This window comes from Micromonospora sp. NPDC051924, from assembly GCF_055586005.1.
Genome location: NZ_JBVJJA010000042.1, coordinates 35,922 through 62,706 on the forward strand (window position 1 = coordinate 35,922; position 26,785 = coordinate 62,706).

General features: G+C 70.5%; 22 protein-coding genes and 1 pseudogene. 11 read left to right on the plus strand and 12 right to left on the minus strand.

Annotation, left to right across the window (positions count from 1 at the left end; all coding sequences use genetic code 11):
• Positions 1–320: 320 nt before the first annotated feature.
• Positions 321–482 (plus strand): annotated as a pseudogene (locus tag ACZ6S5_RS27460) (response regulator transcription factor); the annotation flags it as partial.
• A 398-nt stretch (positions 483–880) separates the two neighbouring features.
• Complete coding sequence (locus tag ACZ6S5_RS27465) at positions 881–2,116, plus strand: MFS transporter (RefSeq protein WP_466004951.1); 1,236 nt, start codon at positions 881–883, stop codon at positions 2,114–2,116.
• Positions 2,117–2,196: 80 nt separating this feature from the next.
• Here ACZ6S5_RS27465 and ACZ6S5_RS27470 read toward each other — a convergent pair whose 3' ends face one another.
• The 4 genes from ACZ6S5_RS27470 to ACZ6S5_RS27485 all read right to left on the minus strand — a co-directional run bounded on the left by ACZ6S5_RS27470 (position 2,197) and on the right by ACZ6S5_RS27485 (position 6,922).
• On the minus strand, positions 2,197–3,117 hold the full coding sequence (locus ACZ6S5_RS27470; RefSeq protein ID WP_466004952.1) for a LysR substrate-binding domain-containing protein: 921 nt from the start codon (positions 3,115–3,117) through the stop codon (positions 2,197–2,199).
• Positions 3,118–3,168: 51 nt separating this feature from the next.
• A complete protein-coding gene (locus tag ACZ6S5_RS27475) occupies positions 3,169–4,254 on the minus strand; it encodes a YeiH family protein (protein WP_466004954.1) in 1,086 nt (361 codons plus the stop codon).
• A gap of 269 nt (positions 4,255–4,523) precedes the next feature.
• On the minus strand, positions 4,524–6,185 hold the full coding sequence (locus ACZ6S5_RS27480) for an ATP-binding protein (RefSeq protein ID WP_466004955.1): 1,662 nt from the start codon (positions 6,183–6,185) through the stop codon (positions 4,524–4,526).
• A complete protein-coding gene (locus ACZ6S5_RS27485; RefSeq protein WP_466004956.1) occupies positions 6,182–6,922 on the minus strand; it encodes a response regulator transcription factor in 741 nt (246 codons plus the stop codon). Before ACZ6S5_RS27485 ends, ACZ6S5_RS27480 begins: the two co-directional genes overlap by 4 nt.
• Positions 6,923–7,304: 382 nt before the next feature.
• On the opposite strand from ACZ6S5_RS27485, the gene alr reads away from it, so the two are divergent.
• From alr to ACZ6S5_RS27515, 6 genes are all read left to right on the plus strand, one after another.
• Positions 7,305–8,471 carry an alanine racemase gene (gene alr / locus ACZ6S5_RS27490; protein WP_466004958.1) on the plus strand — a complete coding sequence of 389 codons (1,167 nt, stop codon included), beginning with the start codon at positions 7,305–7,307 and terminating at the stop codon, positions 8,469–8,471.
• Positions 8,468–9,496: a D-alanine--D-alanine ligase family protein gene (locus ACZ6S5_RS27495; RefSeq protein WP_466004959.1), complete on the plus strand. Its 1,029-nt coding sequence runs from the start codon at positions 8,468–8,470 to the stop codon at positions 9,494–9,496. The genes alr and ACZ6S5_RS27495 overlap by 4 nt, the downstream gene beginning before the upstream one ends.
• Positions 9,496–10,671 carry a UDP-N-acetylglucosamine--N-acetylmuramyl-(pentapeptide) pyrophosphoryl-undecaprenol N-acetylglucosamine transferase gene (locus tag ACZ6S5_RS27500; RefSeq protein ID WP_466004960.1) on the plus strand — a complete coding sequence of 392 codons (1,176 nt, stop codon included), beginning with the start codon at positions 9,496–9,498 and terminating at the stop codon, positions 10,669–10,671. The genes ACZ6S5_RS27495 and ACZ6S5_RS27500 overlap by 1 nt, the downstream gene beginning before the upstream one ends.
• The gene (locus ACZ6S5_RS27505; RefSeq protein ID WP_466004962.1) at positions 10,668–11,312 is read left to right on the plus strand and encodes a M15 family metallopeptidase; all 645 of its coding nucleotides are present in this window, start codon (positions 10,668–10,670) and stop codon (positions 11,310–11,312) included. Before ACZ6S5_RS27500 ends, ACZ6S5_RS27505 begins: the two co-directional genes overlap by 4 nt.
• A 414-nt stretch (positions 11,313–11,726) precedes the next feature.
• Positions 11,727–12,491, plus strand: a complete 765-nt coding sequence (locus tag ACZ6S5_RS27510) for an SDR family oxidoreductase (protein ID WP_466004980.1) — start codon at positions 11,727–11,729, stop codon at positions 12,489–12,491.
• Between the two features lie 788 nt (positions 12,492–13,279).
• Complete coding sequence (locus ACZ6S5_RS27515; RefSeq protein WP_466004963.1) at positions 13,280–13,987, plus strand: helix-turn-helix transcriptional regulator; 708 nt, start codon at positions 13,280–13,282, stop codon at positions 13,985–13,987.
• Positions 13,988–14,097: 110 nt separating this feature from the next.
• Here ACZ6S5_RS27515 and ACZ6S5_RS27520 read toward each other — a convergent pair whose 3' ends face one another.
• On the minus strand, positions 14,098–16,026 hold the full coding sequence (locus ACZ6S5_RS27520; RefSeq protein ID WP_466004964.1) for an FtsX-like permease family protein: 1,929 nt from the start codon (positions 16,024–16,026) through the stop codon (positions 14,098–14,100).
• Positions 16,023–16,766, minus strand: coding sequence for an ABC transporter ATP-binding protein (locus tag ACZ6S5_RS27525; RefSeq protein ID WP_466004966.1), 744 nt, complete (start codon positions 16,764–16,766; stop codon positions 16,023–16,025). The genes ACZ6S5_RS27520 and ACZ6S5_RS27525 overlap by 4 nt, the downstream gene beginning before the upstream one ends.
• 108 nt (positions 16,767–16,874) lie before the next feature.
• Here ACZ6S5_RS27525 and ACZ6S5_RS27530 point away from each other — a divergent pair, with 108 nt between their 5' ends.
• Together ACZ6S5_RS27530 and ACZ6S5_RS27535 are read left to right on the plus strand one after the other, a co-directional pair.
• Positions 16,875–18,131, plus strand: coding sequence for a sensor histidine kinase (locus ACZ6S5_RS27530; RefSeq protein WP_466004968.1), 1,257 nt, complete (start codon positions 16,875–16,877; stop codon positions 18,129–18,131).
• 8 nt (positions 18,132–18,139) lie between these two features.
• Entirely contained in the window at positions 18,140–18,787 is a 648-nt protein-coding gene (locus ACZ6S5_RS27535; RefSeq protein WP_466004981.1) for a response regulator transcription factor, read from the plus strand.
• A 43-nt stretch (positions 18,788–18,830) separates the two neighbouring features.
• Here ACZ6S5_RS27535 and ACZ6S5_RS27540 read toward each other — a convergent pair whose 3' ends face one another.
• The 6 genes from ACZ6S5_RS27540 to ACZ6S5_RS27565 all read right to left on the minus strand — a co-directional run bounded on the left by ACZ6S5_RS27540 (position 18,831) and on the right by ACZ6S5_RS27565 (position 25,701).
• Entirely contained in the window at positions 18,831–18,959 is a 129-nt protein-coding gene (locus ACZ6S5_RS27540) for a hypothetical protein (RefSeq protein WP_466004970.1), read from the minus strand.
• Between the two features lie 83 nt (positions 18,960–19,042).
• The gene (fdhF, locus tag ACZ6S5_RS27545) at positions 19,043–21,793 is read right to left on the minus strand and encodes a formate dehydrogenase subunit alpha (protein WP_466004972.1); all 2,751 of its coding nucleotides are present in this window, start codon (positions 21,791–21,793) and stop codon (positions 19,043–19,045) included.
• On the minus strand, positions 21,794–23,557 hold the full coding sequence (locus ACZ6S5_RS27550) for an NAD(P)H-dependent oxidoreductase subunit E (protein WP_466004974.1): 1,764 nt from the start codon (positions 23,555–23,557) through the stop codon (positions 21,794–21,796).
• A 625-nt stretch (positions 23,558–24,182) separates the two neighbouring features.
• The gene (locus ACZ6S5_RS27555) at positions 24,183–24,305 is read right to left on the minus strand and encodes a hypothetical protein (protein ID WP_466004975.1); all 123 of its coding nucleotides are present in this window, start codon (positions 24,303–24,305) and stop codon (positions 24,183–24,185) included.
• Positions 24,306–24,336: 31 nt separating this feature from the next.
• On the minus strand, positions 24,337–24,696 hold the full coding sequence (locus ACZ6S5_RS27560; RefSeq protein WP_466004976.1) for a hypothetical protein: 360 nt from the start codon (positions 24,694–24,696) through the stop codon (positions 24,337–24,339).
• A 75-nt stretch (positions 24,697–24,771) separates the two neighbouring features.
• On the minus strand, positions 24,772–25,701 hold the full coding sequence (locus ACZ6S5_RS27565; protein WP_466004977.1) for a LysR family transcriptional regulator: 930 nt from the start codon (positions 25,699–25,701) through the stop codon (positions 24,772–24,774).
• A gap of 72 nt (positions 25,702–25,773) precedes the next feature.
• Here ACZ6S5_RS27565 and ACZ6S5_RS27570 point away from each other — a divergent pair, with 72 nt between their 5' ends.
• Positions 25,774–26,697, plus strand: a complete 924-nt coding sequence (locus ACZ6S5_RS27570) for an EamA family transporter (protein ID WP_466004979.1) — start codon at positions 25,774–25,776, stop codon at positions 26,695–26,697.
• Positions 26,698–26,785 lie beyond the last annotated feature (88 nt).

Below are 26,785 nucleotides of genomic sequence, written 5' to 3' on the forward strand. Positions count from 1 at the left end.
TGGCGACTACCGGACATGGCGATCGTCCGCCATCGGCTGGCCCGGCTCGACCTAACGGTCCGGAGTCATCACGGTCCGGTCCGTAGGTCATCCAACAAGGCGGTCAGGTCGGAGCTCGTGTGGGGCCGCGCCAGGCTGGAGCCCTGTCGTCGTCACGGCACCGCCGCAGGCGAAGAGCCCGACGTTAGTGGCGGTGAGGTTGGCGTCCACCTCGTAGAGCGCCGTGTGGGTACGCGCGCCGGTGGGATGCGACCCGTGTTCGCCTTGCGGGCTTCATCGGTCGCGCCGCGCAGGGCGATCGTTCCGACCGGTACGAACGGCAGATCGGGCGGGAACTGGCGATCGCCGAGCAGACCGTCAAGACCCACGTCAGCAGTATCCTCACCAAGCTCGATCTGCAGGACCGTGTCCAAGCGGCCATCTTCGCCCTGCGCCACCAAGCCGACAGCGGAGGGTACCGGCCACCGACGCCGGGATCGTGATTCAGCCGGGCACCTAAGCCAGGTCCGGCTCGGCGGTCGCGGGTACGGGTGCGCGATTCGGCGTACCGAGGAGGAAAGTCACCGCGACAGCGGCGAGGCTGACCCTGGACCGTACCGCGCCGCTCGCGCCGGCGACGCCCAAGCTGGAAACTGTCCTCGTATCCTCCCGCGGTCTGCTCGTCGGGCTCGCATCTCAAGAGCTGGGCCTCAGGATGTACGCATCCGCTCGCAGCTGGATCGAATGTTTGCCGCGGTAGGTAGGTCACGTGGCCAGTGGCCACCGGTCCGACGTCGGACGGGAGGTGTTGGTGGTGGCGGAAACCGACGCTCGGCGGGGCGCCTGCGGTATTGGCCGGTTCGGGATTGGGTGGCGTGCCACAGCGCCATACCGGCCATTGATGATGCTGATGCTGGTCAGCTCGACGGCGTCGTTCGCGGCGCTCGGCGTTCTGTCGTTGTTCGCCAGGGACGAACTGGGCGCATCGGACACCCTGGTGACGATCAATTTCGTCGTCGTCGCGCTAGCCAGCATGGCCGTGATGCTCGCAACGGGCCACGTCTCCGACCGTGGCGGCGTCCGGCGTGTGATCATTCCGGCGAGCCTTGCGTGGCTGGGCATCGGCTACGCGATCTTGGCGAGCGTGCGATCGTACCCGGCGATGCTCGCCGTCGGGGTCGTCTTCTTCTGCGCGGTTGGCGTCCCCAACGCGCAGTTGATGGCCTACGCGCGTGACCTCGTCGAACGCCGAGACGGCACCGCCACCTCCACCGCCGTGATCGCCATGATGCGCATCGTGCTGTCCATCGGTTCGTTCACCGGATTCGGTATCGGCGGGCTCGGCCTGGCCTACCTCGGGGCACGTCCGCTCTTCCGGCTCGTTGCTCTCGTCTGCCTCGGCTGTCTGGCGCTGTCGTGGTACCTGCTCCGCGGGCGCGGCGCCGTTGCCACCGCCACACCACGGCCGCTCATGGACGAGGGCACCGATGGCAGGCACGGTGTCCGGGAGAGGACAGCCGGTGGTCAACGGCTACTGCTGATCCTCGTGGTCGTCATGGTGCTGTTCTCCAGCGGACGCGTCATGCTGTTGTCCCAGCTACCGATCCTGATGACCGTATCCCTGCACGGCCCGCTGCAACTGACTGGATTCGCGCTCGCGCTGCCACCACTGTGCGAACTGGTCCTCATGCCGGCGATGGCGTTTGCGGCCGTGCGCTGGGGACGCGGCAAAGTGTTCCTGGTGGGCGCTGCCGCCAGCGTGGTCTACTACGGCGGCCTCGTCATTGTCACCACACCTGGGCTGCTGATGCTGCTGCAGGTCGTCTACGCGGTTTTCGGCGCCGCCACGGTCATAGCCGGCATCGACCTCGCCCAGCGGTTGATGGCAGGTCGTGCCGGCATGGCCACGTCGATATACCTCAGCCATGAGAACGTAGCGACCATCAACGGAAGTCTCGTGGCCATGGTGTCCGTTGCCACGCTGGGACACCAGATCGGCTTCCTCGTCCCGGCAGCGCTGTGCCTGGTCGCTTTCGCCGGTAGCACCTGGGCGTTCGCCCGGCACCCAGACACGTTCGACCTACGCCGCAGGCCACCGAGCGGACAGCGGCCTCCGATACCCGCCGGGACGGCCTGATCTCACCGACCCCACCGCCGTCTCGGCGCCCATGACGGCGACCTGGGCACCCCTCCTGGGCTAACGCGACGTTCCATCCATCAATCAGCGGAAGCAGCAGCGGCGATCGCCAACAGTTCCGCTGCCAGGGCGGTCGGGGTGCGGCCCAGCCAGAGGGCGTGCAGCGGGCGGGTCAGCGGGAGGCCCTCGACCCGAAGCTCGACCAGTTCTCCCGCGGCGACAGCGGGCGCGGCTGCGCGCGCGCTGATCACACCGATGCCACCACCGGCGCGGACCGTGGAAAGGATCGTGGTGGTCGAGCCGAGGCTGATGGCGTGTGGCAGCGACGGTGCGAAGCCGAGGGCGTGCGCGATCGCGTTCAGGAATGTGTCGCGGGTGCCCGAGCCCGGTTCGCGCAGCAGCAGTGGCTGGTCGGCGAGGTCGGTGGGCCGCAGTGCGCGCCAGGCGTGCGCGGCGAGGGGATAGCCGGCGGCGACGACCAGGGCGAGCCGGTCGTCGCCCACGGCGCGGGCGGTCAGGTCGGCGGGGATGTCGGGTGACTCGACGAACCCAAGGTCTGCCGCGCCCGAGCGGATGGCCTCGACAACGCCGTGGCTGTTCGCAACGTCGGCCGAAATGTGCAGCTCGGGATGGGTGCGGCGCAGGCTCAGCAGCCAGGCCGGCAGCAGGTACTCGGCCACGGTGAGGCTCGCCGAGATACGCAGCCGCGCCTGCTGGTCGGCGCGCAGCGCCAGAACTCCGTCGGCGAGGGCCTGCGCGGCGTCGACGACGTTGCGCGACCAGGCGACGACCGCCTCGCCGGCGGGCGTGAGAAGGCTCCCGCGCCGCGAACGCACCAGCAGCGGTACGCCGAGCCGCCGCTCCAGCTTCGCAAGCCGCGCGCTGGCGCTGGGCTGGGTGATCCCGTGCGCCTGCGCCGCGCGCCCGACGCTTCCCGTCTCGGCGACGGACAGCAGCAGGTCGAGCGCCGGCAGATCGCTTATCCAGGGCGGCAGTGGCATCCCGCGCAGTCTGTCACAGGTGCTTGGCCGTCCGGCCCGTCCCGTGCCTCGTCATCGAGTCAGCAGGTATTGCAGGCCCAGGCTGGTCGAACTGACCGCGGCCCAGAGGATCAGGCCGAGCAGCAGCGGCCTGGCACCAGCGCGGCGGAGGGCGGCCACGTCGGTGGAGAGACCGACGCCGGCGAGGGCGATCGCGATGAACAGCAGCGCCACCTGGTGCAGAGCGGCCTGGGCGGCGGCGGGGATCAGTCCACCGGTGTTCAGCGCGGCCACGGCGAGGAATGCGACCAGGAACCAGGGCACGAGGGAGGCTGCGAGCCGGGCCTTCGACGTCTCCGGCAGGTCCGCGCGGCGGCGGCTCAGGGTGGTGAGGACGAGGACGACCGGGATGATCATCAGGGTGCGGACGAGCTTGACGACGACGGCGTATCCGACGGCGTCCTGGCCGTACACGCCCGCGGCGGCCACCACCGAACTGGTGTCGTTGACGGCGGTGCCCGCGAAGAGCCCGAACGCGTGCGCGCTCAACCCCAGCGCGTGCCCGAGCGGCGGAAAGACCAGCACGGCGGCCACATTGAAGAGGAAGATCGTCGAGATCGCGTACGCCACGTCGTTACTCTTCGCCCGGATCGCCGGTGTCGCGGCCGCGATGGCGGAGGCGCCGCAGATACCGGTGCCCACACCGATCAGGGTGCGCAGATCGCGGGGAACGCCGAGCCGCCGGCCGACCAACCAGGCCAACAGCAGGCACACCCCGAGCGTGCCCAGCATCACCGGCAACGACCCCGCGCCCACCGACAGCACCTCGTCGAGCGACAGCTGAGCGCCGAGAAACACGACTGACAACTGCAGCACCAGGCCCTTGGCCAGGCTCAGCCCCGGCGCCATCGCCGCGGACCGGCGCCGTGCCAGCGGGCTCAGCACGACCCCGGCGACAACGGCGAAGACGGGCGCACCGACCACGGGGACCAGCGTTCCGGCAACCGTCGCGGCGAGTCCCAGCAACACCGCCGCGCCGAGCCCGGTGGCCCTGACGGGTGCGCGGCGGCGGCTGGGCACGTCAGCAAGAACGATCACCGTTCCAGGCTTCGCGAACGCCGCATCTCCCGGTAGTGAACATTCCCGGACCGCCGTCATAGCCAACGCCTATGAACGAACTGGTCGTTGGCGGCGGTGGCAGGCCAGGAAGCGGGGCGGGGATGACCGCGCCGATGAGGTGCTTCGAGAGCCACCGCGGCGGGACTCCCGTGACCACGCACAGATGCCGCGGCGCGAGGGGCGACGTCGACCACACCGAGGTGGCCCAGTCCGAGTCAGCTCGCCTTTGTCCCCACGTGCCGTGAGGTGTACCCGAGTACGAACATCCCGCTTGGCCAGCCCGGGCGTAATTCTTGGCAGGTACAGCGCTAGTCGGTGCAGGGAAGCGTGATTGTGAATGTCGTCCCGACGCCGACCTCACTCGCGACCGTGATGGTGCCCTGGTGATCGGTGACGATCTGCCGGGCGATGGCGAGGCCGAGGCCACTGCCCCCGGTACGGCGGCCCCGCGCGGCGTCGGCCCGCCAGAACCGGTCGAACACATGCGGCAGCGCGTTCGCTGCGATTCCCGAGCCGGTGTCGACGACCTGGACGATCGCCTGCGTGTCGGTGCGGCTCGCGACCAGCCGGACGCTGCCGCCGGCAGCGGTTGCCCTCAGGGCGTTGGTGACGAGATTGCCCACCACCTGGCGGAGCCGGTCGGGATCGGCGTGTACCGCAACCGGCTCGGCCGCCACGCGCAACGACACCCCGGTTGACTCCGCCCGGGCGTGGTGGGCGGTGCGGCAGGTCTCCAGGAGTTCGGCCAGATCCACCGTGACCCGGTGGTACGCGAGGTTGCCGGCCTCAGCCAGGGCCAGGTCCTGCAGGTCGTCGACGATGCGCTGTTGCAGCACCGCCTCTTCGTGGAGTGACGCGAAGAGATCCTGATCCGGCGTGATCACGCCGTCGGCGAGCGCCTCGAGATAGCCGCGCAGGTTGGCCAGCGGGGTGCGCAGTTCATGTGCGACGTCGGCGACCAGCCGGCGTTGCCGCTCCTCCCCGCGCTGCAGGGAGTCGGCCATCCGGTTGAACGACCGGGCCAACTCCGCCAGCTCGTCGTTGCCCCGCACCGGCACCCGTCCGGTGAGGTCGCCCCGGCCGAGCCGCTGAGCGGCCGTGGTGAGCGTGCCGATGGGGCGCAGCACCTGCCGGCTCACCAGCACGGTGCCGATGATCGCGACCGCCGCCACGCCCGCCGCGGCGGCGAGCAGCGGACCGGCCGCCAGCGCGGACGCCGGATCGCCACGAGCGCCAAGGTAGACCCGGGCGGGTACCGGCGCGACGTCACTGATCTGATTGGTGAAGACCTGGGCCAGGCAGGAATCCAGTGGTTCCACCGCCGTCAGGGCGCTGCAGCCCTGCACCCGGTCGGCGCCGGCCGCCCGGTCCCGGTCCGGCTGGGCCGCGACGGCGCGACAGCCGTCGACGATCTCGTCGACGCCCGGGCGATCGCGCACGGCGGCCGCGCTCAGGTCGACGTCGAACTGCGGAACTCCCGTGCTGGTGGGTGAAGCGACAACAGGGACGGATGCCCGGGTCAGGCAGGCCGCGAACAGCACGCCGGTGCGGTAGGCGGCGATCGCGCCGACCACTCCTTTCTCCCGGACCGCCGGCTCCGCTGGCAATGCGGTCAGATTCAATACCGGCCGCGGGTCGACCAACCCGACCATCGTGCCGAGCGGCCGGGCGGTGCGGTTCTCCTGGGTGTCCGTGTCCACGATCACGTCGCCCGTGTCGGCGGCCAGGTGGATCCGCTGACCGGTCTGGGTGCGCAGGTCCTGCACCAGGTCGGGCACGCCCTCCCAGGTGCCGTGCTGGCTGCCGTACGTCCTGAGTCGGGCGACGACCTGGTCGAGTTGCGCCCGGTCGGTGGTGGCCGAGTCGTTGATCTGTTGTGAGGCCTGCCGCAGGGTCAGCCACGCGGTCGCCGCGGTCGCGCTCACCGCGACGAGGATGACCAGCCAGAGCACCCGTAGCCGAAAACTCACCGGCTGGCTCCGGGCGTGCCCTCGGGCGTCGGCGTCGCCGCCGGTTCCGGCTCCGGTTCGGCGAGCCGGTAGCCGCGGCCGTAGACGGTCTGCACGTACCGCGGCTCGGCAACGTCGTCCTCGATCTTGCGGCGGAGGTTCATCACGTGCGCGTCGACGGTGCGTTCGAGCACGAAATGATCGAATCCGAAGGCCCGGTCGATGATTTGCGCCCGGGTGAACGCCCGCCCGGGCTCGCCGGCGAGCACCTCGAGGATGCCGAACTCCTTGGCCGTCAGGGCGACCGGCCGGCCGCCGACGCGTACCTCGAACCGGGCGGCGTCCACCTCGAGCTCGCCGACGCGCAGCACCGCCCGGTTGTCGGCGCTCACCACCCGGGCCCGGCGCAGGAGCGCCCGCACCCGAGCGGCCAGCTCCCGCGGGCTGTACGGCTTGGTGAGGTAGTCGTCGGCACCGAGATCGAGGCCCAGCAGGACGTCGTCCTCGGTGGTACGGGCGGTCAGCAGCAGGATCGGAATCTCCGATTCGGCGCGCAGGATCCGGCACGCGTCGAGGCCGTCGACGACCGGCATCATCACGTCGAGGACCACCAGGTCCGGCCGGCGGGACCGGCACTGGTCGAGCGCGGCCCGCCCGTCGCCGACCAGCAGCACGCTGTGCCCCTCGCGTTCGAGATAGACCCGTACCAGGTTGGCCTGCTTGGGGTCGTCCTCGGCGACCAGGATCCGCGCGCTCATGTTTCCCCATTCTGCCTGGTGGTGGCGGGGGTCAAGTAAACCCGAAACCCGTGAAGAACTGATGTGGGCGGGCTCCGGAGAGCGGCGGGCGGGAGATCCGCACAGCTGGCCCACCGCTTCTTCAAGGGTTCTTCACAACAGGCTGCCTACCGTGCCGTCATGTCAGTCAGGAGCCGGACATGATCTTCGGACCAGCACGTCCAGTCCGCCGTGACGAGCAACAGCGGCGGGCGGTCCGGCGGCGGATCCGGGAAACGCTCGCGGTGCGCCGGGCCGCCGCGGTCGGCGGGCACGGGGCCGCCGAACCGCCGGCTGAACCGCCCGTCGAACCCAGGGCTGCCGGGTGACGCCGGGTACGCGCGGCCGGCGCGCGGGGACCGGTGTGATCAACGAAAGTGCCCAGCTGGCCGAAGCCGTGATCGATCTTGCGGCGATCGCGGAGAACATCCGGACGATCGCGGCGATCGCACGTACCGGGTTGATGGCCGTGGTGAAGGCCGACGCGTTCGGGCACGGCGCGGTGCCGGTGGCGCGGGCCGCATTGGGGGCCGGCGCCGACTGGCTGGGCGTGACCTCGGCGACGGAGGCGGTGGCACTGCGATCGGCGGGCATCGACGCGCCCGTCCTGAGCTGGCTGCACCGGCCGGACGAGGACTTCACCCGCCTGATCGCCGCGGACGTCGACATCGCGGTGTCGACCCTGACCCATCTGCGCGCGATCGCCAACGCGGCCACGGATCTCGGTGTGCCCGCCGCGGTCCAGCTCAAGGTGGACGTCGGTCTGTCACGCAACGGTGCCAGCGGCGACGAATGGCCCGAACTGGTCGCCTGGGCTCGCAAGCACGAGGCGGCGGGCAGCGTCCGGGTCCGCGGGGTGTGGTCCCACCTGGCGAACGCCGACGTGCCGGGCTGCCCGAGCATCGCCCGGCAGCTGTCAACGTTCCGGGAGGCGCTGAGGATCGCTCGGGATGCCGGGCTTGACCCCGAAGTGGTGCATCTGGCCAATTCGGCGGCGGCACTGGCCGCCCCGCAGACCCGGTTCGATCTCTGCCGGATCGGCCTGGCCATGTATGGCGTCGACCCTTTTGGCGCGACCGGTCCCCGCCGTTTCGGCCTGCGACCCGCCATGACCCTGCGGTCAAGGGTGATCAACCTGAAGCGCGTGCCCGGCGGGACCGGCGTCTCGTACGGGCCCGACCACGTGACCAATCGGCCGACCACGCTCGCTCTGCTGCCGCTCGGGTACGCCGACGGCCTGTCGCGCACCGCCGAGGGCCGCGCATGGGTCTGGCTCGCTGGTCGACGATGCCCGATCGTCGGCCGCATCGCCATGGATCAGTGCGTCGTCGATGTCGGCGATCTACCGGTAGCGCTCGGCGATCCGGTGGTCGTCTTCGGTCCCGGCGCCGAGCCCGGCTCGCCCGACCCGGCCGAGCCGACGGCCGCCCAGTGGGCGCAGTGGGCCGGCACCAACCCGCACGAAGTCTTGACCGGAATCGGCGCGCGAGTGGCGCGCGTACACCTACACGGGGAAGCGGCGACATCATGACTGTTCGCTTGGCGGTGCTGTTCGGTGGGCGCAGCGGGGAGCACGACGTCTCCCGACGCTCGGCGGAGAGCATCCTGGCCCATCTCGACCGCGACACCTACGACGTGACCGAGGTGCTGATCGAGCGGGACGGCCGGTGGCGGGTGGATGGCGACCGAGCCACGTTCGCGCAGGCGCTGCAGACGCTGGGCGGTCAGGACGTGGTGTTTCCGGCGCTGCACGGCCCATACGGTGAGGACGGCACCGTCCAGTCGATGCTGGAGTGGCTCGGCGTCGCGTTTGTCGGAAACGGTGTCTTCGCCAGCGCCGCGGGGATGGACAAGCCGGTCACGAAGAAACTCCTCGCCGCCGACGGCCTGCGCGTAGCCGCCGGGGTGACGCTGCGCCCCGACGAGGAGCTGTCGTCGCGGGATCAGGAGCGGCTGGGGCTGCCCGTCTTCGTCAAACCGGCCCGGGCCGGCTCCAGCCTGGGGGTCTCCAAGGTCGAACAATGGGCGCAGCTGCCCGCCGCCCTGCGGCTCGCGCGCGAGAGCGACGCGAAGGTTCTCGTCGAGCACGGGGTACACGGGCGCGAGATCGACGTCGCCGTCCTCGAGCACCCCGACGGCCGCGTCGAGGCCGGGCCGCCGCTGGAGATACGGGTGGCGACCGCTGCCTTCTTCGACTACGAAGCCAAGTACGACGGCGGCGCCGTCTTCGACATCCCGGCCCAACTCGACGCCGGCACCACCCGGCTGCTGCAGGACCGCGCGGTGCAGGCATTCCACGCGCTCGGCTGTCGTGGGCTGCTCCGCGTCGACTTCTTCCTTCCGGATCCGGACGCCGAGCACGGCGACGGGTGGACCGGAGACTGCCGGGAGCCGGTGATCAACGAGGTCAACACCTTCCCCGGATTCACCGCCGCCTCCCAGTACCCGCAGATCTGGCAGCTGGCCGGAATCGACTTCTCGGCGCTGCTCGACATCCTGATCGAGGGCGCACTGCACCGACGCGACACCGCCTCCCCCTGCCCGAGTCCCTGCTGATGGCCGTCTACACCGCCGAACATCTCGATGGTCTCCGCATGATCGTCACGGGCGGGGGAACGGGCGGGCACACCTACCCGGCGCTGACCGCGATCCGTACGCTCCGCGACCGGCTGGCGGCAGCCGGCACCGCACCGGACATCCTTTGGGTGGGCGTCGCCCATGGACTGGAGGCCAGGATCGCCCGGCAGGAGGGCATACGCTTCACGGCGATCACCACCGGCAAACTGCGCCGCTCGCCGGACCTGCACGAGTGGGGCCGCAACGTCGCCGACGCCTTCCGCGTGCCGCTCGGCATCTTCCAGGCCATCATGATCGTGGTGCGCACCTGGCCCGACGTGGTCTTCTCCACCGGCGGATACGTCTCCGTCCCGATCGGGATCGCCGCCTGGTTGACCCGCCGCCCGCTGGTCATGCACGAGCAGATCCTCACGCTCGGGCTGGCGAACCGGATCCTCGCCCTCCTCGCTGATCGCGTCCTGCTGAGTCACGAGTCTTCCATCGACCATCTGCCCGTCCGAGCGAGAACCCGCGCGGTGATCACCGGCAACCCGATCCGGCCCGAGATCCTCACGGGCAACCGCGACCGGGCGCTCGCCGCGTACCACCTGGATCCGCGCCTGCCGCTGGTTTACGTGACCGGCGGTGCCCAGGGCGCCGTCCAGGTCAACAACCTAATCGCCGAGATCCTCTCCGGGCTCCTGCCGAAATGTCAGGTGCTGCACCAGTGCGGCGACTACTCCCTCGACCGGATGCGGCGGGTCGCGGCCGCCCTTCCGGAACACTTGCGCAGCAGGTACCGGGCCGTCGACTACGTCCACGGCGAGCTGCCCGATGTCCTGCGGGCAGCCGACATCGTCGTCGCGCGCAGCGGCGCCGGCACCGTCGCCGAACTCACCGCCCTGGGCAAGGCATGCGTCTTCATCCCGCTCATCCCCACCGGAGGCGACGAACAGCGGCGGACCGCACGGCACCTCGCCGACACCGGCGCCTCCCGTATGCTCGCCGGCCGCGACGCCTCCGCCAACCGCCTTTACGAGGAGATCATGGTGCTGCTCGACCACCCGGAACAACGCCAGGAGCTGGCCAACGCCGCCTGTCAACACGGCCGGCCCCATGCGGCCACGGCCGTGGCCAGCGCGATCATCGACGCCGCTGGGCGGTATCGGTCATGATCCTGCTGTCGGATCGGCGAATCTCGGCCATCCCGCTGGGCGACAACGGAGAGGCCTTGGTCGACGTACGCCAGGTCGCGGATCTTCGGGTGGACGACCGGCTGGCCGACGAGGCCGGGGCCTACGCGCACCTGCGCGAGGCGACGGTGCAGCGTCTGCTCACCGCCCAGCGGGCGCTGCCCGGAGGGCTGCGGCTGCTGGTCATCGAGGGGTACCGGCCGCTCAGCCTGCAGACGACCTACTTCGAGAGCTACAGGGACGAATTGCGCCGCAGGTACCCGGACTGGGACTCGGCGCGCCGGCACGTGGAGGCCAGCAAGTACATCTCGCCGCCCGAGGTGGCCCCGCACAGTACCGGCGGGACGGCCGACCTCACGCTCTGTACGGCCGATGGGCTCGAACTGGACCTGGGCACGAGCATCAACGCCAGCCCGGTGGACAGCGCCAACGCCTGCTTCACCGGATCACCCGACATCTCCCCGCAGGCCCGCACCAATCGCGGCATCCTGGCCCAGGCGCTGTCGGCTGCCGGCATGGTCAACTACCCGACCGAATGGTGGCACTGGTCGTTCGGCGACCGCTACTGGGCGCTGAGCACCGGGGCCGCCCGGACCCGGTACGGGCCAGTGCATCTGCCGTGAAGCGACGGTACGAGATCGATCTGTTGCGGTTCGTCGCAGCCCTTGGCGGTAGTGATCTTCCACTACACCGTCTCCGACTGGATGCAGCGGCTTTCACCGGTTTCGTTCCCGGGCTCGGCGAGGGCGTTGGAGCCCTTCACCTGATGGCATTTCCTCCTGCTCGGCTGAGGGGCACCCGCCGTCACCACCGAAAGTGAATGGCTCGGTTCCGGTCCCACAGCACGTCATCCTCGCCTAGCCTGGGGCTCAGCTTGAGGCGTTAGCGCCCTCGATCCGGGGACGTGTGGGGCCATCCGCAGAGGCGCTCGCCGGCCAGGCCGGTCATCATCCGGGGCAGTGCTCGTCAGCGGTCCGGGTCCGTGGTTCCTGGTCACTTCCGGTGCGCCTTGCATCGGGTCTGGGAAGGAGCCAGGCATGCGTGTGGCCGTCGCTGGCGCATCCGGCAACATCGGGTCGCTGACTGTGGCCGCCCTGCGCCGTCACGGCCACGATCCCGTTCCGATCAGCCGGTCGCACGGTGTCGACCTGGTGGCTGGTCGAGGGCTGGACGAGGCGCTGACCGGGGTCGACGTCGTCGTCGACGCAATCAGCGCGCCACCGGCTGACCGCGAGGCCACCGTGGCCTACTTCGCCGCCGCCACCCGGAATCTGCTGCGAGCCGAGCAGGGTGCGGGGGTCCGGCACCACGTTCTGCTCTCCATCGTCGAGGTGCACCGCATCGCCGGAACCGCGCACTACTCCGGCAAGCGGGAGCAGGAGCGTTTGGTATCGGCCGGAAATGTGCCGTGGACCATCGTGCCCTTCACCCAGTTCTTCGACTTCGCCGCCACGGTGGCCACGTGGACGGAACACGACGGCATCGCCTACCTCGCGCCGCTGCTGGTCCAACCGATCGCACCGGCTGACGTCGCCGAGGTTCTCGCCGAGGTCGCCGGCGGCCCGCCCCAGGGACGCCACCGCGACGTGGCAGGCCCTGATCGCCAGGATCTCGTCGACATGGCGCGCCGGACCCACCGGGCGCTCGGGCACGAGATGACACTCGTTCCCACGTGGGAGGCGATCCTCGGCCCGGACATGGCGGGCAACGTGTTGCTGCCGGGACCGGATGCCCGGATAGCGCCCACGACCTTCGACAACTGGCTCGCGGGCCGGGAAGCGGAGCGGGCGCGGCCGCAGTAGCGCGCCCGTCCTGTCCGGTGTTGCGGACCGGCAGCCGTCTTGGTCAACTGGGTTTGTTGTTGGCGAGAAAGTTCTCGATTCGCAGGGCGAGCGCGTCGGGCGCTTCGAGCATAGGTAGGTGTCCGCTGTCGAGGGATTCAATCCAGCTCGGGTCGAGGTTGCGCGCGAATCGCTGTTGCAGTGCGATTGGAATCTCGTGTCTTGGCTGGTGGAGAGGTAGCCTCGACGCTCGGGAAAACCGGCGCCTTGGAGCCTGTCCCGGTAAAGACGCACAGACTCGGGATTGAAGTCCGCCACGATGCGGTCGGCGGTCTCCGTATCCACCCGGCTGGCCAGGCCTCGCCGGATAACGGCATCGGGCGGTCGGGTGCCAGCGAGCCGCATTGCCAGGCTCAGCACTAGCCGGTTCGGCAACGGCATCGACGCGACGAAGCTGCGTCCCGGCTTCGGCACGACTGCCGTGACCGCCAGGAACGCGCTTACCCGGTCAGGTGCGAGGGTCACGGCTTGCGCCGCGAGGGCCCCGCCACTGGAGTGCGCGACGACCGCGAACCGCTCCCACGGTGCCGAATCCAGCGCCGCGGCGGCGTACTCCGTGAGCGAAGCGCGATCATGGCGCGGTCGCTCGGCGACCACCGTCTGATGCGATGCGGCCAGTTCTTCGCGTACCCGGTCCCAGATCCAGGCGGGAAGACCGGCACCGCTCAACAACAGAATGGGTTCTCTCAACTGCCTCATGCGTTCACTCTGGATGCGCTGGATGTCACCGTTATGGCACCCTTTCATGCATGAACCGCACCGACCGGCTCTACGCGATCCGCGAAGATCTCCGCCGCTCCGGACCCCGAGGCCGCACTGCCGAGCAGCTCGCCACCGCCTTCGAGATCAGCGTCCGCACTGTCAAACGCGACATCTCCGCCTTGCAACAGGGCGGGTTTCCAGTCTGGGCGCGCACGGGCCGGTTTGGCGGATACGTCGTCGATCCTGCCGCCACCCTGCCACCGGTGAACTTCACGGCCGCCGAAGCCTCCGCGCTTGCTGCGGCCATCGTGGCGCACCGCGGACAACCATTCGACATGCAGGCCCGAGCTGCCATGGTGAAAGTGTTGGCGGTGATGGACCCGCAGGCGCGTCGGCACGCGGACGCCTTGTCCGAGCGCATCTGGATCGACCACACCGCTGTCGACGCAGCTGACCCACGTCCACGCAACGCGATCGAGCATGCCCTTCAGGAGCGCAGGGTCCTCTCGCTGCACTACCGCGATCGTCACGGTGCGCCGACCACCCGCCGGGTCGACCCCCAGCTGCTCGCGTTCACGGCGGGACACTGGTTCCTCGTGGCGCGCTGCCACCAGCGCGAGGCCATTCGGTGGTTCCGCCTCGATCGGATCGAACGCGCATCTCTCACCGCCCAGCCTGCCGTCGACATACCCGTCGAGGAGCTCGGGACACCACCTCCGACTGCCGCCTCCGTCCGGGAACGACTTGCGACGTGATCTCGGCCGAGGGTCAGTCCTCACGCGTCGCCGACACACGTTCGTGGTGTCGTGCGCCCACGCTGGGGTGAGGCGCTCGTGCAAGTCTGGCCGCCGCCGGCTCGCGCCGGTCATGAAGTCGTGGCCCGGCTCTGGCGGCCCGCTGCACCTGCTGTGGCCGCTGCCACGGCGAGGCCGACGCAGGCCGAGACAATCGCGAGCAGGGGGAGCCATGGAATGGTCATCGAGACATGTGCTCCTGTGCTGGCGAGGTCGGCGGTAACTGTTCGTCGGACGAGCCAGCCGAGGTATGTGGTGGTGAGTCCGCCGAGGACCAGACCGGCGCCGGTGATGAGGGTGGCTTGCCAGAGCGCGGTGCGGCGCAACTGGTCGCGGGTCGCGCCGAGCAGGCCGAGTGCTCGGTGCTGTCGGCGTCGTTGGGTGGCGCCGATGAGGGTGGCGTTGACGACGGCGATGGCGGCGTAGAACCCGGCGGGGCCGAGCAGGATGGTGAGGCCGAAGTTGTTGCTGTGCCGGACCTGGTCGGTGACGTCGGTGATCCAGTCCTCAGCCGTCAGTACCTGGCTGTCGGTGCCGGTCAGGGCTTGACCGAGAGCTGCCTTGGCCGCGCGGCGTTCGGTACCTGGTTCGAGGACGACGAACAGTTCGCCGGCTGGTGCCTTGTCGAGGTCCTCGGCGACGAGGTCGGCGGGGAAGAGGATCTCGCCGTAGAGGTCGGGAGCGGCAGGCACGACGGCGACGATCGTCAGGTCGACCAGCCGGCCGTTGACCTTGGCCTTGAGGTGGCCGCCGAGTCCGATGCCGCTGTCGATCACCTGGGTCTCGGAGACCGCGGCGGTGGACCCGTGAAGGCCCTCGAGACTCCCCTTCATGGCGCGCAGGCCACGAGCCGCAGCCGCGGTGGTGACGTCGACGGCGTCGACCTCCAGACGCTCGTTGCCGTCATCGCCGAACGGCACGGTGAGGCGGCGGCGGGCGTCGACCAGCTTCACGGAAGGATCTCCTGTCAACTTGGTCGCGGTCTCAGCCTCGTGCCCGGCGCCGGGGCGGACGACCAGGGGTGCGGTGAGTTGGGCGCGGTCCTGGGCTGATGTCCAGTCGGCGGTGAAGCTCAGCGCGAGCAACATCGAGCCGGCTATGGCCGAGATCGCGATGACGGGCGCGGCGATCGAGGTGGTGGTGCGTACGGCGGCGCGCAGTTCGTCACGGGCCAGCCGGGCGGCGACGTCGCGGCTGGCGAAGGGGCGCGCCAGGAGCGCTGCGAGTCGTGGGACGAGCAGGGTGCCGAAGGACATGAGTCCGATGACGATGACCTCGGGCAGCAGGATGGAGGTCACCAGCGCGAAGAGCGGCTCCGCATGCTGGGTCAGGACGGTTACGGTGACCACGGTGGCGAGGCAGAGGGTGCCGACGACCAGTTGCAGAATGCTGGGGCGGCTGCGTTCGACGGCTGCCTCGCGCAGCGCCGCAGACGGTGGGACCTGGGCGGCCCGGCGGGAGGAGCGCCAGGCTCCCAGCAGCGCTACGACTGTGCCGCTGGGGGCGGCGACCGCCCAGGACAGCCACGCCGGAGGGGCGACCAGATGGAGGTCGGTGAGGCCGATGCGGCGGATCAGGTCGAGAACGGGCGCCGCCAGCGGTGTTGCGATGAGGCATCCGACGATGACCGCAGCGGCAGCAACAACGACCGACTCGCCGAGGACGAGGCGGCGCACCTGACGCCCGGTGGCGCCGATGAGTCTCAGGAGTCCGAGTTCGCGGCGGCGGGTGGCGACGACGAATCCGAAGGTGCTGCCGACGACGAAGATCGCCATGAACAGCGAGATCGCCGACATGATGCCGAACATCGAGGTCAGATCGTCGAGTTGGTGTCGGTGCTCCTGGGTCGCCGCGCTGCCGAGGCCGGTGAGGGTGGCGTCGACCGAGCCGATCAGGTTGACCGTGGTTGCGATCAGGACGACGCCGCTTGCGAGGGCGACGAAGGCGCCGAGATAGGCGGGCCACGAGGTGCGGACGGTCTGGCGGGAGAGCCGGTTCATCGCTGCTCCATCTCGTTCATGCGCTGGGCGATGGCGGCGGCGTCGGCGCGCTGGAGTCTGCCGACGATCTGTCCGTCGGCGAGGAAGAGGGTCTCGTCGGCGTAGGAGGCGGCGAGGGGGTCGTGGGTTACCATCACGACGGTCTGTCCGCCGTCGGCCAGGGTGCGGAGCAGTGCAAGGACCTCGCGACCGGTGTTGCGATCGAGTGCACCGGTGGGTTCGTCGGCGAAGATCACGTTGGGCTTGCCGTAGAGAGCGCGAGCAATCGCGACCCGTTGCTGCTGGCCGCCGGAGAGCTCGGGTGGCCGGCGCGTCGTCAGATCTCGCAGCCCGACCCGATCCAGCGCGTCGGTCACCGCCGCCCCGTCGACCGGCAGTCCCGCGAGCCTGGCCGGCAGGGCGACGTTGTCGAAGGCCGTCAGGGCATCGAGCAGGTTGTAGGACTGGAAGATGAATGCCATCGAGGTCCGCCGGAACTTTGTCAAGGCGGTCTCGCTGAGGGTGTCCAGAGCCGTGCCGCCGATGGTCACCCGTCCGTGGTTGGGCCTGTCGAGTCCGGCTGCAAGTTGGAGCAGGGTGGACTTCCCGGAACCCGAGGGGCCCATGATCGCGGTGAAGCTACCGGCAGCGAAGGCGTGGGTGATGCCACGCACGGCGTGAACGCCGCCCGCACGGGAGCGGTACGTGCGGGTCACGCTCTCAAGCGCGACAGCGGGTGCCGTCAGTGTCTGCGTCGTCATGCGTCCAGTCCAGCCAGTCCGCGAGTCCCGCGCACTGGCTCACGCGCGATATCCGGGGTAGCGCTGGCGCTACCGTCAACGCCACTCGCGCCTCCTACGCTTGGCCACGTGAGCTTCCACGCCGACGCCTGGTCCGCCGTACGCGGTAAGCCGTGGCGTTTCCTGATCTCGGCCTGGCCGTGGAGGTCATTTGCCTACCTTGTCTCGACGGTGCCGCTCGGGATCGGCGTACTTCTGGTGCTCGCGGCAGTGATCGGTCTCGGGTTGCTGACCGCCGTGATCGTGGCTGGACTCCTGTTGCTGGCCAGCGTCCCGCTGGTGACAACCGTCATCGCCGAGATCGAGCGGGCTCGGCTCCGGCTCGTGCTTCCGCAGCCGTCCGGTGGCGATCACCCGAGGCTGCGGGAACGGCTGCGCACCTGGCGCACCCTGCCGGTCTCGTGGTCCGAGATCGGCTACGCCGTCCTCCTCGCGACGGTCGGGTGGCTCGTTGACGCCGTCGTGCTGACGCTGGCGATCATGACCCCGATCGTGCTGATCCTCGCGCCTGTCCTGGTCCGTTACGGCGCGGTGGAGGTGTTCGGTTGGCGGATCGATGCCGCCGCCGAGGCCTGGCCCGCCCTAGCGGTCGGGGTCCTGGCCCTCGCCGTCGCCGCTTATCTGGTGACCGTCCTTGCCAGCGCCCAGGCCGCGCTCACCCGACTCCTGCTTGATCCACCTGAGGCGCGGCTGGTCGCTGCGGTCACCGAACTACGCCGCTCCCGCGCCGGACTCGTCGACGCCTTCGAGGCGGAGCGTCGCCGCGTCGAACGCGACCTGCACGACGGCGCGCAGCAACGCCTCGTTGCTCTCACCATGACGCTCGGGCAGGCCGAACTCGAACTGGACAACGGCCCCGGACTCGACCTGGTCACCAGAGCCCACACCCTCGCCGAGGAGGCCTTGGAGGACCTGCGGGCCACGGTACGTGGCATCCATCCCAGGGTGCTCACCGACCACGGACTCGCCGCCGCGATTCACGAGCTGGCCGACCGCTCCCCGGTCCCGGTCGACACCGACCTCCACGTGGCGGGGCGACTCCCCGCACGAGTCGAGACCGCGGCGTACTTCCTCGTCAGCGAGGCCTTGACCAACGTCGCCCGCCACTCCGGCGCCCGTGGCGCCCAGGTGCACGCCTGGGTGGCCGGCAACACCCTGACCATGACCGTTGTCGACGACGGCCACGGTGGCGCCGACCCCGCCCGAGGGTCCGGGCTTGCCGGACTCGCCGCCCGCATCGACGCCATCGACGGCACCCTCGACATCACCAGCCCGCCCGGAGGCCCAACCCACGTGAGAATGACATGCCCTATCAGCGTGAACTGAAAAGGCCACTGAGAATCGTGATCGCCGAGGATGCGGCACTCCTGCGAGAGGGAATCGCCGGAATTCTGGAGAAGGCCGGCCACCGGGTCATCGCCGCGGTCGCGGACGCCGACGCACTGCTCGTCTACACCGCCAACCAACAGCCCGACCTCGTCCTCACCGACATCCGTATGCCACCGACCCACACCGACGAAGGACTCCGCGCCGCCGTCGCCATCCGCGCCCAGTACCCCGACATCGCGATCGTCCTGCTGTCTGCGTACATCGCAGACGCGTACGTCGCCGATCTGCTCGAGTCCACCACGGGCGGCGGGATCGGCTACCTCCTCAAGGACCGGGTCGGCCATGTCCACGACTTTCTCGACAATCTCGATCGCGTGACCGCAGGGGGCACAGTCGTCGACCCCGACGTCGTTCGCCACCTCCTCGCCCGACGCCGCAACCACGGTCCGCTGGCCGCGCTCACCCAACGCGAGCGCGAGGTCCTCGCACTGATGGCTGAGGGTTACACCAACCCGACCATCGCCGAACACCTCGTCGTCAGCGAGGCGGCGGTCCGCAAACACGTCGGCAACATCTTCGCCAAGCTCGATCTCGACCCCGACTCGGACCGCCGAGTCTCGGCCGTGCTCGCCTACCTGCGAGGCGCGTCGTGAGCGTCGACTCGGACTGGGTGCCCGGTACGGGGCAAGTCCACCCTCACGAGTAGCTCGGGCCAGCCACCACATCCGTACCGACACCGAACCGGCCGCCGCGCAGCACCGCCCCGGCCACGAGATCCGTGCCTTCCGGCTCGCCGAGGTACGCCGCACCCGCTCCCTGGCCCAACGCGATCTCACCACCGAGGGCCGGAGCCTGCTGGCAGTCACCTACCGCCCCTCGCCATCACCAGTCGCGCTCCGGGGTGCCGGCTAGGGCCGCGGTACCCGGGTCGGACCGGCCAGCCGCGCCGACGTTGCCCGGCCACCGGCTCGACCCCCTACTCGTACGGGGCTCAGGGAAACCGCGGTCACCTTGTATTCAGGACAGCCTGTCTCGACGTCGGTGGCGTTGGAGGTAAGGGCGTTGGTGGGGGTATCGGGGAAGTTGAAGGCGGTGAAGATCTGGCCTGGGGTGACCGTTTCGGTGAGGTGCACGGGGTAGGTCACGGTCGCCCTCCGGCTGGTCACCTCGACGAGGTCGCCGTCGGTGAGCCGGAGCCGGGCGGCGTCGTCCGGGTGCAGGTCGAGCACCTCGTGCGGGCGAAGCTCACCGTTGGGCGTACGGCGGCTCATCGATCCGCTGTTGTAGTGCACCAGCCGGCGCCCGGTGATCAGGACGTACGGGAAAGCGGTGTCGGATTGTTCGCCCGGCGGCAGGTACGGTCGCGCGGCCAGCGCCGCGCGGCCGTCGGGGGTGGCGAAGGAGTCGAGGTAGAGGTGTCCTTCGCCGGGTTGGTCGGCGGCGCGGCACGGCCAGTGCAGCGGCCCGTCCCGGTCGAGTCGGGCGTGCGAGATGCCGGCGAAGGTGGGGGTCAGCGTGGCGCATTCGGCCATCGCGTCGGCCGGGGTGGGGCAGCCCAGTTCGGCCCCCATCGCGCGGGCGAGCAGCTGCAGGATGTCGAAGTCGGGTTTGGCCTGGCCGGACGGGTTCATTGCCGGGCGGACCCGCTGCACCCGCCGGTCGAAGTTGACGAAGGTGCCGTCCTTCTCGAGGAACGACACGGCCGGGAACACCACGTCGGCGAGTTGAGCGGTGCCGGAGAGGAAGAGGTCGTGGCTGACCACGAGGTCGCAGGCGGCGAGTGCCTGGCGTACGTTGCCGCTGTCGGGGTCGGTCTGGGCGATGTCCTCGCCGATGACGTACATGGCCCGTACCCGGCCGGCGATCGCCGCGGCGAACATGTCCAGGATCCGTAACCCGGGCCGGGCGGGCACGTCCGCTCCCCAGGAGCGGGCGAACCGGGCCCGGATCTCGGAGTCGGTGACGTGTTGGTAGCCGGGCAGCAGATCCGGCAGGGCACCCATGTCCGAGGCCCCTTGGACGTTGTTCTGCCCGCGCATTGACAGCACGCCGCAGCAGCCGGGGGTGCCGACGGCGCCTTTCAGGATGGCCAGGTTCGCCAGCGTCCGGACCCCGTCGGTGCCGTGGGCGTGCTCGGTGATGCCGAGCCCGTAGACGATCGCCGGCCGTCGCGCGGACCCGTAGAGGCGTGCCGCAGAGGCCAGCGTCTCGGGCTGCAACCCGGCCAGCCGCGCCGCGTGGTCCACCGGGTAGTCGCGCAGCAGCTCGGTCAGTTCCGCTAGCCCGCTGGCCCGCGTGCGCAGGAACTCCTCGTCGGCGTACCCCTCGTCGAGCAGCATTCGGGCGATGCCGTTGAAGACGGCGACGTTGGAGCCGGGTCTGGCCTGCACGTGCACATCGGCCATCTCGGCGAGGTCGATCCGCCGCGGGTCGATGACGACGAGCCGGGCGCCGCGCAGCACCAACTGCTTGATCCGGGCCCCGATCACCGGGTGGGCCTCAGTCGGGTTCGCCCCGGCGATCAGGATGCAGTCGGTGTGATCGAGGTCCTCGACGGCGTTGGTGCCGCCGGCATGGCCGAACGAGGCGGTCAGCCCGACCGCGGACGGGGCGTGACAGAGCCGGGAGCAGTTGTCGACGTTGTTCGTGCCGAGGACGACACGGGCGAACTTCTGGGCGAGATAGTTCTCCTCGTTGGTCGCTCGCGCCGAGGAGATCAACCCGATCGCGTCCGGCCCGTGCCGGTCCCGGATCGCGGCCAGCCGGGTCGCCACCGCGGTGAGCGCCTCTTCCCAGGATGCGGGTTCCAGCGGGGAATCCCGGCCGGCGCGGCGCATGAGTGGCGTCGTCAGCCGGTCCCGGGATCGGGTGAAGGCGTGCGCGAACCGTCCTTTGACACAGGCGTGGCCGCGGTTGACCGGCGCGTCGCGCACCGGGGTGATTGCGGCGACGGACCCGTCGCGTACGTGCACCCGCAGGGTACAGCCCACGCCGCAGTACCCGCAGGTCGTGGTGGTCGTCCGGCTGATCGGGCGCGGGTCGAGCAGCCCCGGTTCGGACAGCGCGCCGCTCGGACAGGTGTCGACGCAGCCGCCGCAGGCCACACAGGGAGACGACACCCATGGTCCGCCGGCGCCGGCGGCGACGACGGTGTCGAACCCGCGCCCGGTCAGGGAGAGCGCGAACGTGCCCTGCACCTCCGCGCAAATCCGTACGCACCGGTTGCAGGCGATGCACAGGTCCCGGTCGAGTTTCACGTACGGGTGGGAGTCGTCGACGCCCGCGGTTCGAGTTGCCCCGTCGAACCGGCTTTCCGTGACGCCGAACTGCTGGCAGGCGCGGACCAGCTCGCTGCGCTCGGCGGGGATGTCGAGTGCCCGCGCGGGCAGTTGGGAGACGAGGAGCTCCAGGGCGAGCTGCGCCGATGTACGGGCGGCAGGGTCGTCGGTGCGCACGACCATGCCCTCGGCGGCCGGTGTCGTGCAGGCCGGCATAGCCCGTCCGGCCACACCAACCAGACAGACGCGACACGACCCCTGCGGGGTGAGCCGCTCGTCGTAGCAGAGGGTCGGCACTACCGCCCCGGCCGCCAGGACGGCGTCCAACACGGTGGCTCCATCGGCCACCTCGAGGGCGATGTCGTTGACGGACAGCCGCATCTACTCGCCCTCCACGCTCGTGCTGGCCGGCGGCGCCGCTTGGCGCAGCTCGTCCGCGTACACCCGAAGCAGGCTGCGTACCGCGCAGGACACCCCGCGCCCGAACGCGCACAGGCTCGCCACCGTCAGGACCTCCAGCAGCGGTTCGTGGGCGGCGAGCGCCGCCGCGGTCTGGGCAGGATCCCGGAGTCGCTCGGCAAGCTCGACGCCGCGGCGGGTGCCGACCCGGCAGGGCGTACAGGCGCCGCAGCTCTCCGCGGCCCCGAACGCCCACGCGTGCCGCAGGATCGCCGCGGCCGGCACCATCGTGTCGACCGCGACGAGGCTGGCGTGCCCCAGCGCGACGCCGGCCGCAGTGAGCGGCCGGGACAGCAGCGGTAGATCGAGCTGGTCTGGGGTGAGGAAGCCGCCGAGCGGTCCGCCGATCTGCACCGCGCGCAGTTGGTACGGCTCGCGCAGCCCGCCGCCGAGCTCCTCCACCAGGTGGCGCAGCGGCACACCGAACTCCACCTCGTACACGCCCGGCCGGCGGAAGCGCTGGCTCAGGCAGACCAGCTTGGTGCCCGGTTCGTCCGGGTGGCCCAGTCGGGCGTAGGCCGCCCCGCCATGCCGGACGATCCAGGGTACGGCCGCCAGGGTCTCCACGTTGTTGACCGCGGTCGGCCGTCCAAGGTAGCCGTGGCTGGAGGGGTACGGGGGGCGCGCCCGGACGGCCGCCCGCAACCCGGCCAGGGCGTGCAGCAACGCTGTCTCCTCCCCGGCGACATACGAGCCGGCGCCCACCACGATTTCCACGTCGAAGTCGACCGGCGAGCCGTGCACCCTTTTGCCCAGGTGACCGGCCTCGCGCGCCTGCGCCACCGCGGCATGCAGCCGGTCGGCGGCCGTCGGGTACTCCGACCGCACGAGGATCAACCCGAGCCGCGCCCCCACCGCGAAACCGGCCAGCGCCAAGCCCTCCAGGATCCGGTGCGGATCGCTCTCCATGAGCAGTCGATCACAGAACGATCCCGGATCCCCCTCGTCACCGTTGGCCACCACATACCGTGGTCCGGATTCATTCGCGGCCGCGGACCACTTCTTCCCCACCGGAAAAGCGGCCCCGCCCCGCCCACGCAGGCCGGAGGTATTGATCTCGGATATCACCCGCTCGGGTGAGCCAGTCGCCACGACGCGGGGCCACACCCCCCACGGTTCCTCATCGCCGACCAGCCCGGCCAGCACCACCGGGCGATCCACCGAACTCGCGTACGGTATATCCGCGGGCCCCATCTTCAGCGGCTCAACCCAGCCGGGCCTGGTCCGCCGCTGCGCGGCGTGCGGATCGCCGAACACCCCGCCCAGGGTCTCACCGCTGCCCGGCTGCTTCCCGTCGAGAATCGCGGGCGAGTCGTAGCAGTACCCGAGGCACCGCACGCCCTGCAGCGACACCGACCCGTCCGCGGCACGCTCCCCCAGACGCACGCCCAGCACCCGCTCCAGACGCTTGATGTGCTGACCCTGGGTGCTCACGAAGCACGAGGTCCCCTCGCACACCCGGACGTGGCGCCGACCCCGGCGGCCCTCGGCAAAGTCCGCGTAGTAGGACGCCGAACCGGTCACCGCCGCCACGGGCCAGCCGAACTCGCCCGCGACCCGCTCCAGGTCCTCGGGGTCGACGCGACCATCCTCGGCCTGCGCCTGCCGAAGCCGGTCCAACATTCGCGTACCCGGCCTACGCAGACGCTCCTGCAACTCGACGAACGCCTCCCGTGGCTCGCCCACCCGCGCACCTACCCCCACGCAACGCTGACCTACCCCGGAAGCAACGTACGTCCGCTTCACTCCAGTTCGCGGCCGAACGTTCACACTGCCCCGAGTCAACGGTTCGCGAGCCGCGGTGGCGCCAAGACGGGGTGCCCGCCGAGCGACGAGTCGCCGGGGCCCCGCACCGGCGAGCCGGTGGGCTCTGCCGGTCATGGCGGCCAGCGCCGCAGCCTGGGTGGCGCTGCTGTTCATCACGGCAAGCGGCGACTGGTGATCGCCTGCCCGTTGCGGTAGCGCAACAGATGGTCGGTGGGCAAGACCGCGCCCCGGGTGCGGGCGTGTTCGTCGATGGCGGCCGCTGCGGCTGTTACGCCCGCAACCGGGCGGTCGCGGCGATCTGTCGTTGCATGGCCTCGATGTCGCTGGCGGCGACCGCGTCCAAAGGGCGGTCACCCCAGGCGGCGGCCATCCGGTTCCAGTCGGCGCCATACGTGCGGCGGGCGCCCGGCCCGGCCGCGGCGATGACGTGGGGCAGGTACTCAGCGAGGGTCGGCAGGTTCGGACCTGACTCGGCCTGCAGATCGGCGAGGGTGACGCCGAGGTGGGCCAGCGGTTGGCGGGTGGCGGCGATGCGGGGGGGGGATCAGCCGTGGATCACCAGCAGGTCATGGGCGACCGGAGCGGCGAGCAGCAGCGGCTGCCCGGGCACGATCGCGCACATCGGGCGCGCGCCGGCCGGTAGCGGCAGCTCCCCCCGGCTGCCCACCACGTGCTGCCCCGCGCCAGCGCTGACGCGATCACCAGCATCTCGTCGTGCGGGTGACCGGGGCGGAGCCGGCGTAGGCATTGACGGCGCGGGCGTCGGCGAGGCGGGTCCGGTCGTCGCCGAGTTCGGCCAGCGCGCGGGCGCCGGTGAGGTCGGCCTCGGCGCAGGCTTCGCCGAGCCGGTCGACGTTGACGCATGCCGCGTCGAGTGCGGCGAGCAGGGCCAGTGCCGCGATTCCCATGGAGTGCTTGATGACTGCCCGCATTGTCGCGGACCCGTTCAGGTCGATGACCAGGATCTTTCCTCGCTGACGATCAGCCTGGGCAATACGGTCGGCGACCGTGACGATGTAAAAGGTTCGCTTCCCATGTTGCTTGAACTCCCCGGTCATCGCCGCCATTCTCGGGCTTGACGTGCGCGCCGATCATGGCCGAGTGCTCGTGGATCAGGGGTCGAAACGTGTGCGTCAAGCGATGATCGGCGGCATTTGCCCACGGGGCACGCCGGCCGGACCGCTCAGCTCGGCCAGGAGGGCGTCCACCGCGGGCCGTTGCGGCGCGCCGCCGAGGGCGCGGGTGACCGCGAAGATGCGTCGCTCGGTGACCGGCTCGGCCAGTGGTTGCACGTGCACCCCGGGTGGTACGTGGCGCAGCGCCAGCTCTGGCACCAGCGCGGCGCCCAGGCCGGCCGCGACGAGGTCCAGGGTGAGTGCGAAGTCGACGGAACGGTGCCGGATGTCCGGCTCAAAGCCGGCGAGGCGGCAGGCGTGCAATGTGGAACGCAGGCACGGCGTGTGCTCGGCGCTGGCGATCCATGGCACGTCGCGCAGCTCGCTCAGCCGGCCGGTGCGACGGCGCCACCCGACCGGGGTGACCAGGTGCATCGGGTCGGTGGTGACCGGGTGCCGGTCCAGGTCGTCGACCAGCGGCGCGGGCACGTGGTCGTACTCCTGCAGCACCGCCATGTCGAGGGTGCCGGAGCGCAGGTCGAGGCGGCTCTGCTGGTCTTCGGCCTCGATCACCCGCACGTCGAGCTCCGGGTGCTTCGCCCGCGCACGGGCGGCGGCGGGGGCCACCAGCGCGCCGGCCGCGGACGCGAACGCGCCGACCCGCACCGTGCCGCTGACCCTGTGCTGGAGCGCGGCGAGTCCGGCCACCGCCTGCTCCACCGCGCCCAGCACGTCCTTCGCGTGGCTGGCCAGCACCTGGCCGGCCGGGGTGAGCACGATTCCGCGTCCGGCGCGCTCGACCAGCTCGTGCCCGGCCTCTCGGGACAGCTGGACGAGCTGCTGGGATACCGCCGACGGGGTCACGTGCAGCGCCGCGGCGGCGGCTGTGACGCTGCCGCGCAGTGCGACCTCGTGCAGCACGCGGAGCCGGCGTACGTCAAGATCCATGTAGCTACGCTACAACAGCGATGAAGAACATTGAACTGGTCCTTAAGCGTTTGCTCGGGCAGCGTAGCCGGCATGAAAGCATCGCACCGGCTTCTCGCCGTGCTCGTCGCCGCGATTTGGGGCGTCAACTTCGTCGCCATCGAGCTGGGCCTGCGCGACCTGCCGCCGCTCGTGCTGACCGCGCTGCGCTTCGTCGCTGCGGCGGTGCCGCTGGTCTTCCTGGTACCGCGCCCCAGCGCCCGGCTCCGCTACGTGATCGCCTACGGGCTGGTGCTCGGCGTCCTGAAGTTCGGCGCCCTCTTCACCGCGCTCGCGGCTGGCATGTCGGCCGGTCTGGCCTCGCTGGTGCTGCAGGCGCAGGCGCTGATGTCGGTGATGCTGGCGGCGGCGGTGCTGGGCGAGCGGCCGGCGCGGGCGCAGGTGGCCGGCGTACTGGTCGGATCGGTCGGGATCGGCGTGCTGGCGATCGGGAGCGGCGGCCACGCCACGGTGATCGGCTTCATGCTGACGCTGTTCGCGGCGGCCAGCTGGGCCGTGGCAAACCTGGTCATGCGGGCCAGCGGCGAGAAGCGACCGCTCTCGCTACTGGTCTGGTCGAGCCTGGTGCCGCCGTTGCCGCTGCTCGGCGTGGCCGGCGTGGTCGACGGCGGACAGGCGGTGCTGGATGCGATCACCGGCCTGTCGTGGCGCGGGCTGCTCGCCGTGGCCTACGTCGCGTACGTGTCGACCCTCGTCGGTTTCGGGATCTGGAACCGGCTGATCGCCCGGTACTCGATCGCGCGGGTGGCGCCGTTCAGCCTTCTGGTGCCGGTCTTCGGGCTCAGCGCGGCGTGGCTGCTGCTCGACGAGCCCGTCGGCCCGACGGAGCTGGCCGCAGCCGCCTTCGTCCTCGGCGGGCTGGCGCTGGTGGTCCGGGGTTCCACAGCGGACCGCAACAACGCCGCGACTGCGGGTGAGGGTGGCGAGCCCGAGTACGCCCGGGCCGTGGCTGGCTAGTCCCAACGCCGTTCAGTTAGGCGTGGGAGAGGCCGGTCAAGGGTGTGTTGATCAGAGAGTGAGAAGCGGAGTTCCGGTATCAAGGTTT

What these genes read in the sequence shown, in the direction of transcription:
- ACZ6S5_RS27495 (WP_466004959.1), top strand. Translation starts at nt 8,468, where the DNA reads ATGACTGTTCGCTTGGCGGTGCTGTTCGGTGGGCGCAGCGGGGAGCAC.
- ACZ6S5_RS27525 (WP_466004966.1), bottom strand. Translation starts at nt 16,766, where the DNA reads ATGACGACGCAGACACTGACGGCACCCGCTGTCGCGCTTGAGAGCGTG.
- ACZ6S5_RS27475 (WP_466004954.1), bottom strand. Translation starts at nt 4,254, where the DNA reads ATGACGGCGGTCCGGGAATGTTCACTACCGGGAGATGCGGCGTTCGCG.
- ACZ6S5_RS27470 (WP_466004952.1), bottom strand. Translation starts at nt 3,117, where the DNA reads ATGCCACTGCCGCCCTGGATAAGCGATCTGCCGGCGCTCGACCTGCTG.
- ACZ6S5_RS27485 (WP_466004956.1), bottom strand. Translation starts at nt 6,922, where the DNA reads ATGAGCGCGCGGATCCTGGTCGCCGAGGACGACCCCAAGCAGGCCAAC.
- ACZ6S5_RS27505 (WP_466004962.1), top strand. Translation starts at nt 10,668, where the DNA reads ATGATCCTGCTGTCGGATCGGCGAATCTCGGCCATCCCGCTGGGCGAC.
- ACZ6S5_RS27565 (WP_466004977.1), bottom strand. Translation starts at nt 25,701, where the DNA reads ATGGATCTTGACGTACGCCGGCTCCGCGTGCTGCACGAGGTCGCACTG.
- ACZ6S5_RS27520 (WP_466004964.1), bottom strand. Translation starts at nt 16,026, where the DNA reads ATGAACCGGCTCTCCCGCCAGACCGTCCGCACCTCGTGGCCCGCCTAT.
- ACZ6S5_RS27465 (WP_466004951.1), top strand. Translation starts at nt 881, where the DNA reads ATGATGCTGATGCTGGTCAGCTCGACGGCGTCGTTCGCGGCGCTCGGC.
- ACZ6S5_RS27560 (WP_466004976.1), bottom strand. Translation starts at nt 24,696, where the DNA reads ATGACCGGGGAGTTCAAGCAACATGGGAAGCGAACCTTTTACATCGTC.
- ACZ6S5_RS27570 (WP_466004979.1), top strand. Translation starts at nt 25,774, where the DNA reads ATGAAAGCATCGCACCGGCTTCTCGCCGTGCTCGTCGCCGCGATTTGG.
- ACZ6S5_RS27500 (WP_466004960.1), top strand. Translation starts at nt 9,496, where the DNA reads ATGGCCGTCTACACCGCCGAACATCTCGATGGTCTCCGCATGATCGTC.
- ACZ6S5_RS27515 (WP_466004963.1), top strand. Translation starts at nt 13,280, where the DNA reads ATGAACCGCACCGACCGGCTCTACGCGATCCGCGAAGATCTCCGCCGC.
- fdhF (WP_466004972.1), bottom strand. Translation starts at nt 21,793, where the DNA reads ATGCGGCTGTCCGTCAACGACATCGCCCTCGAGGTGGCCGATGGAGCC.
- ACZ6S5_RS27510 (WP_466004980.1), top strand. Translation starts at nt 11,727, where the DNA reads ATGCGTGTGGCCGTCGCTGGCGCATCCGGCAACATCGGGTCGCTGACT.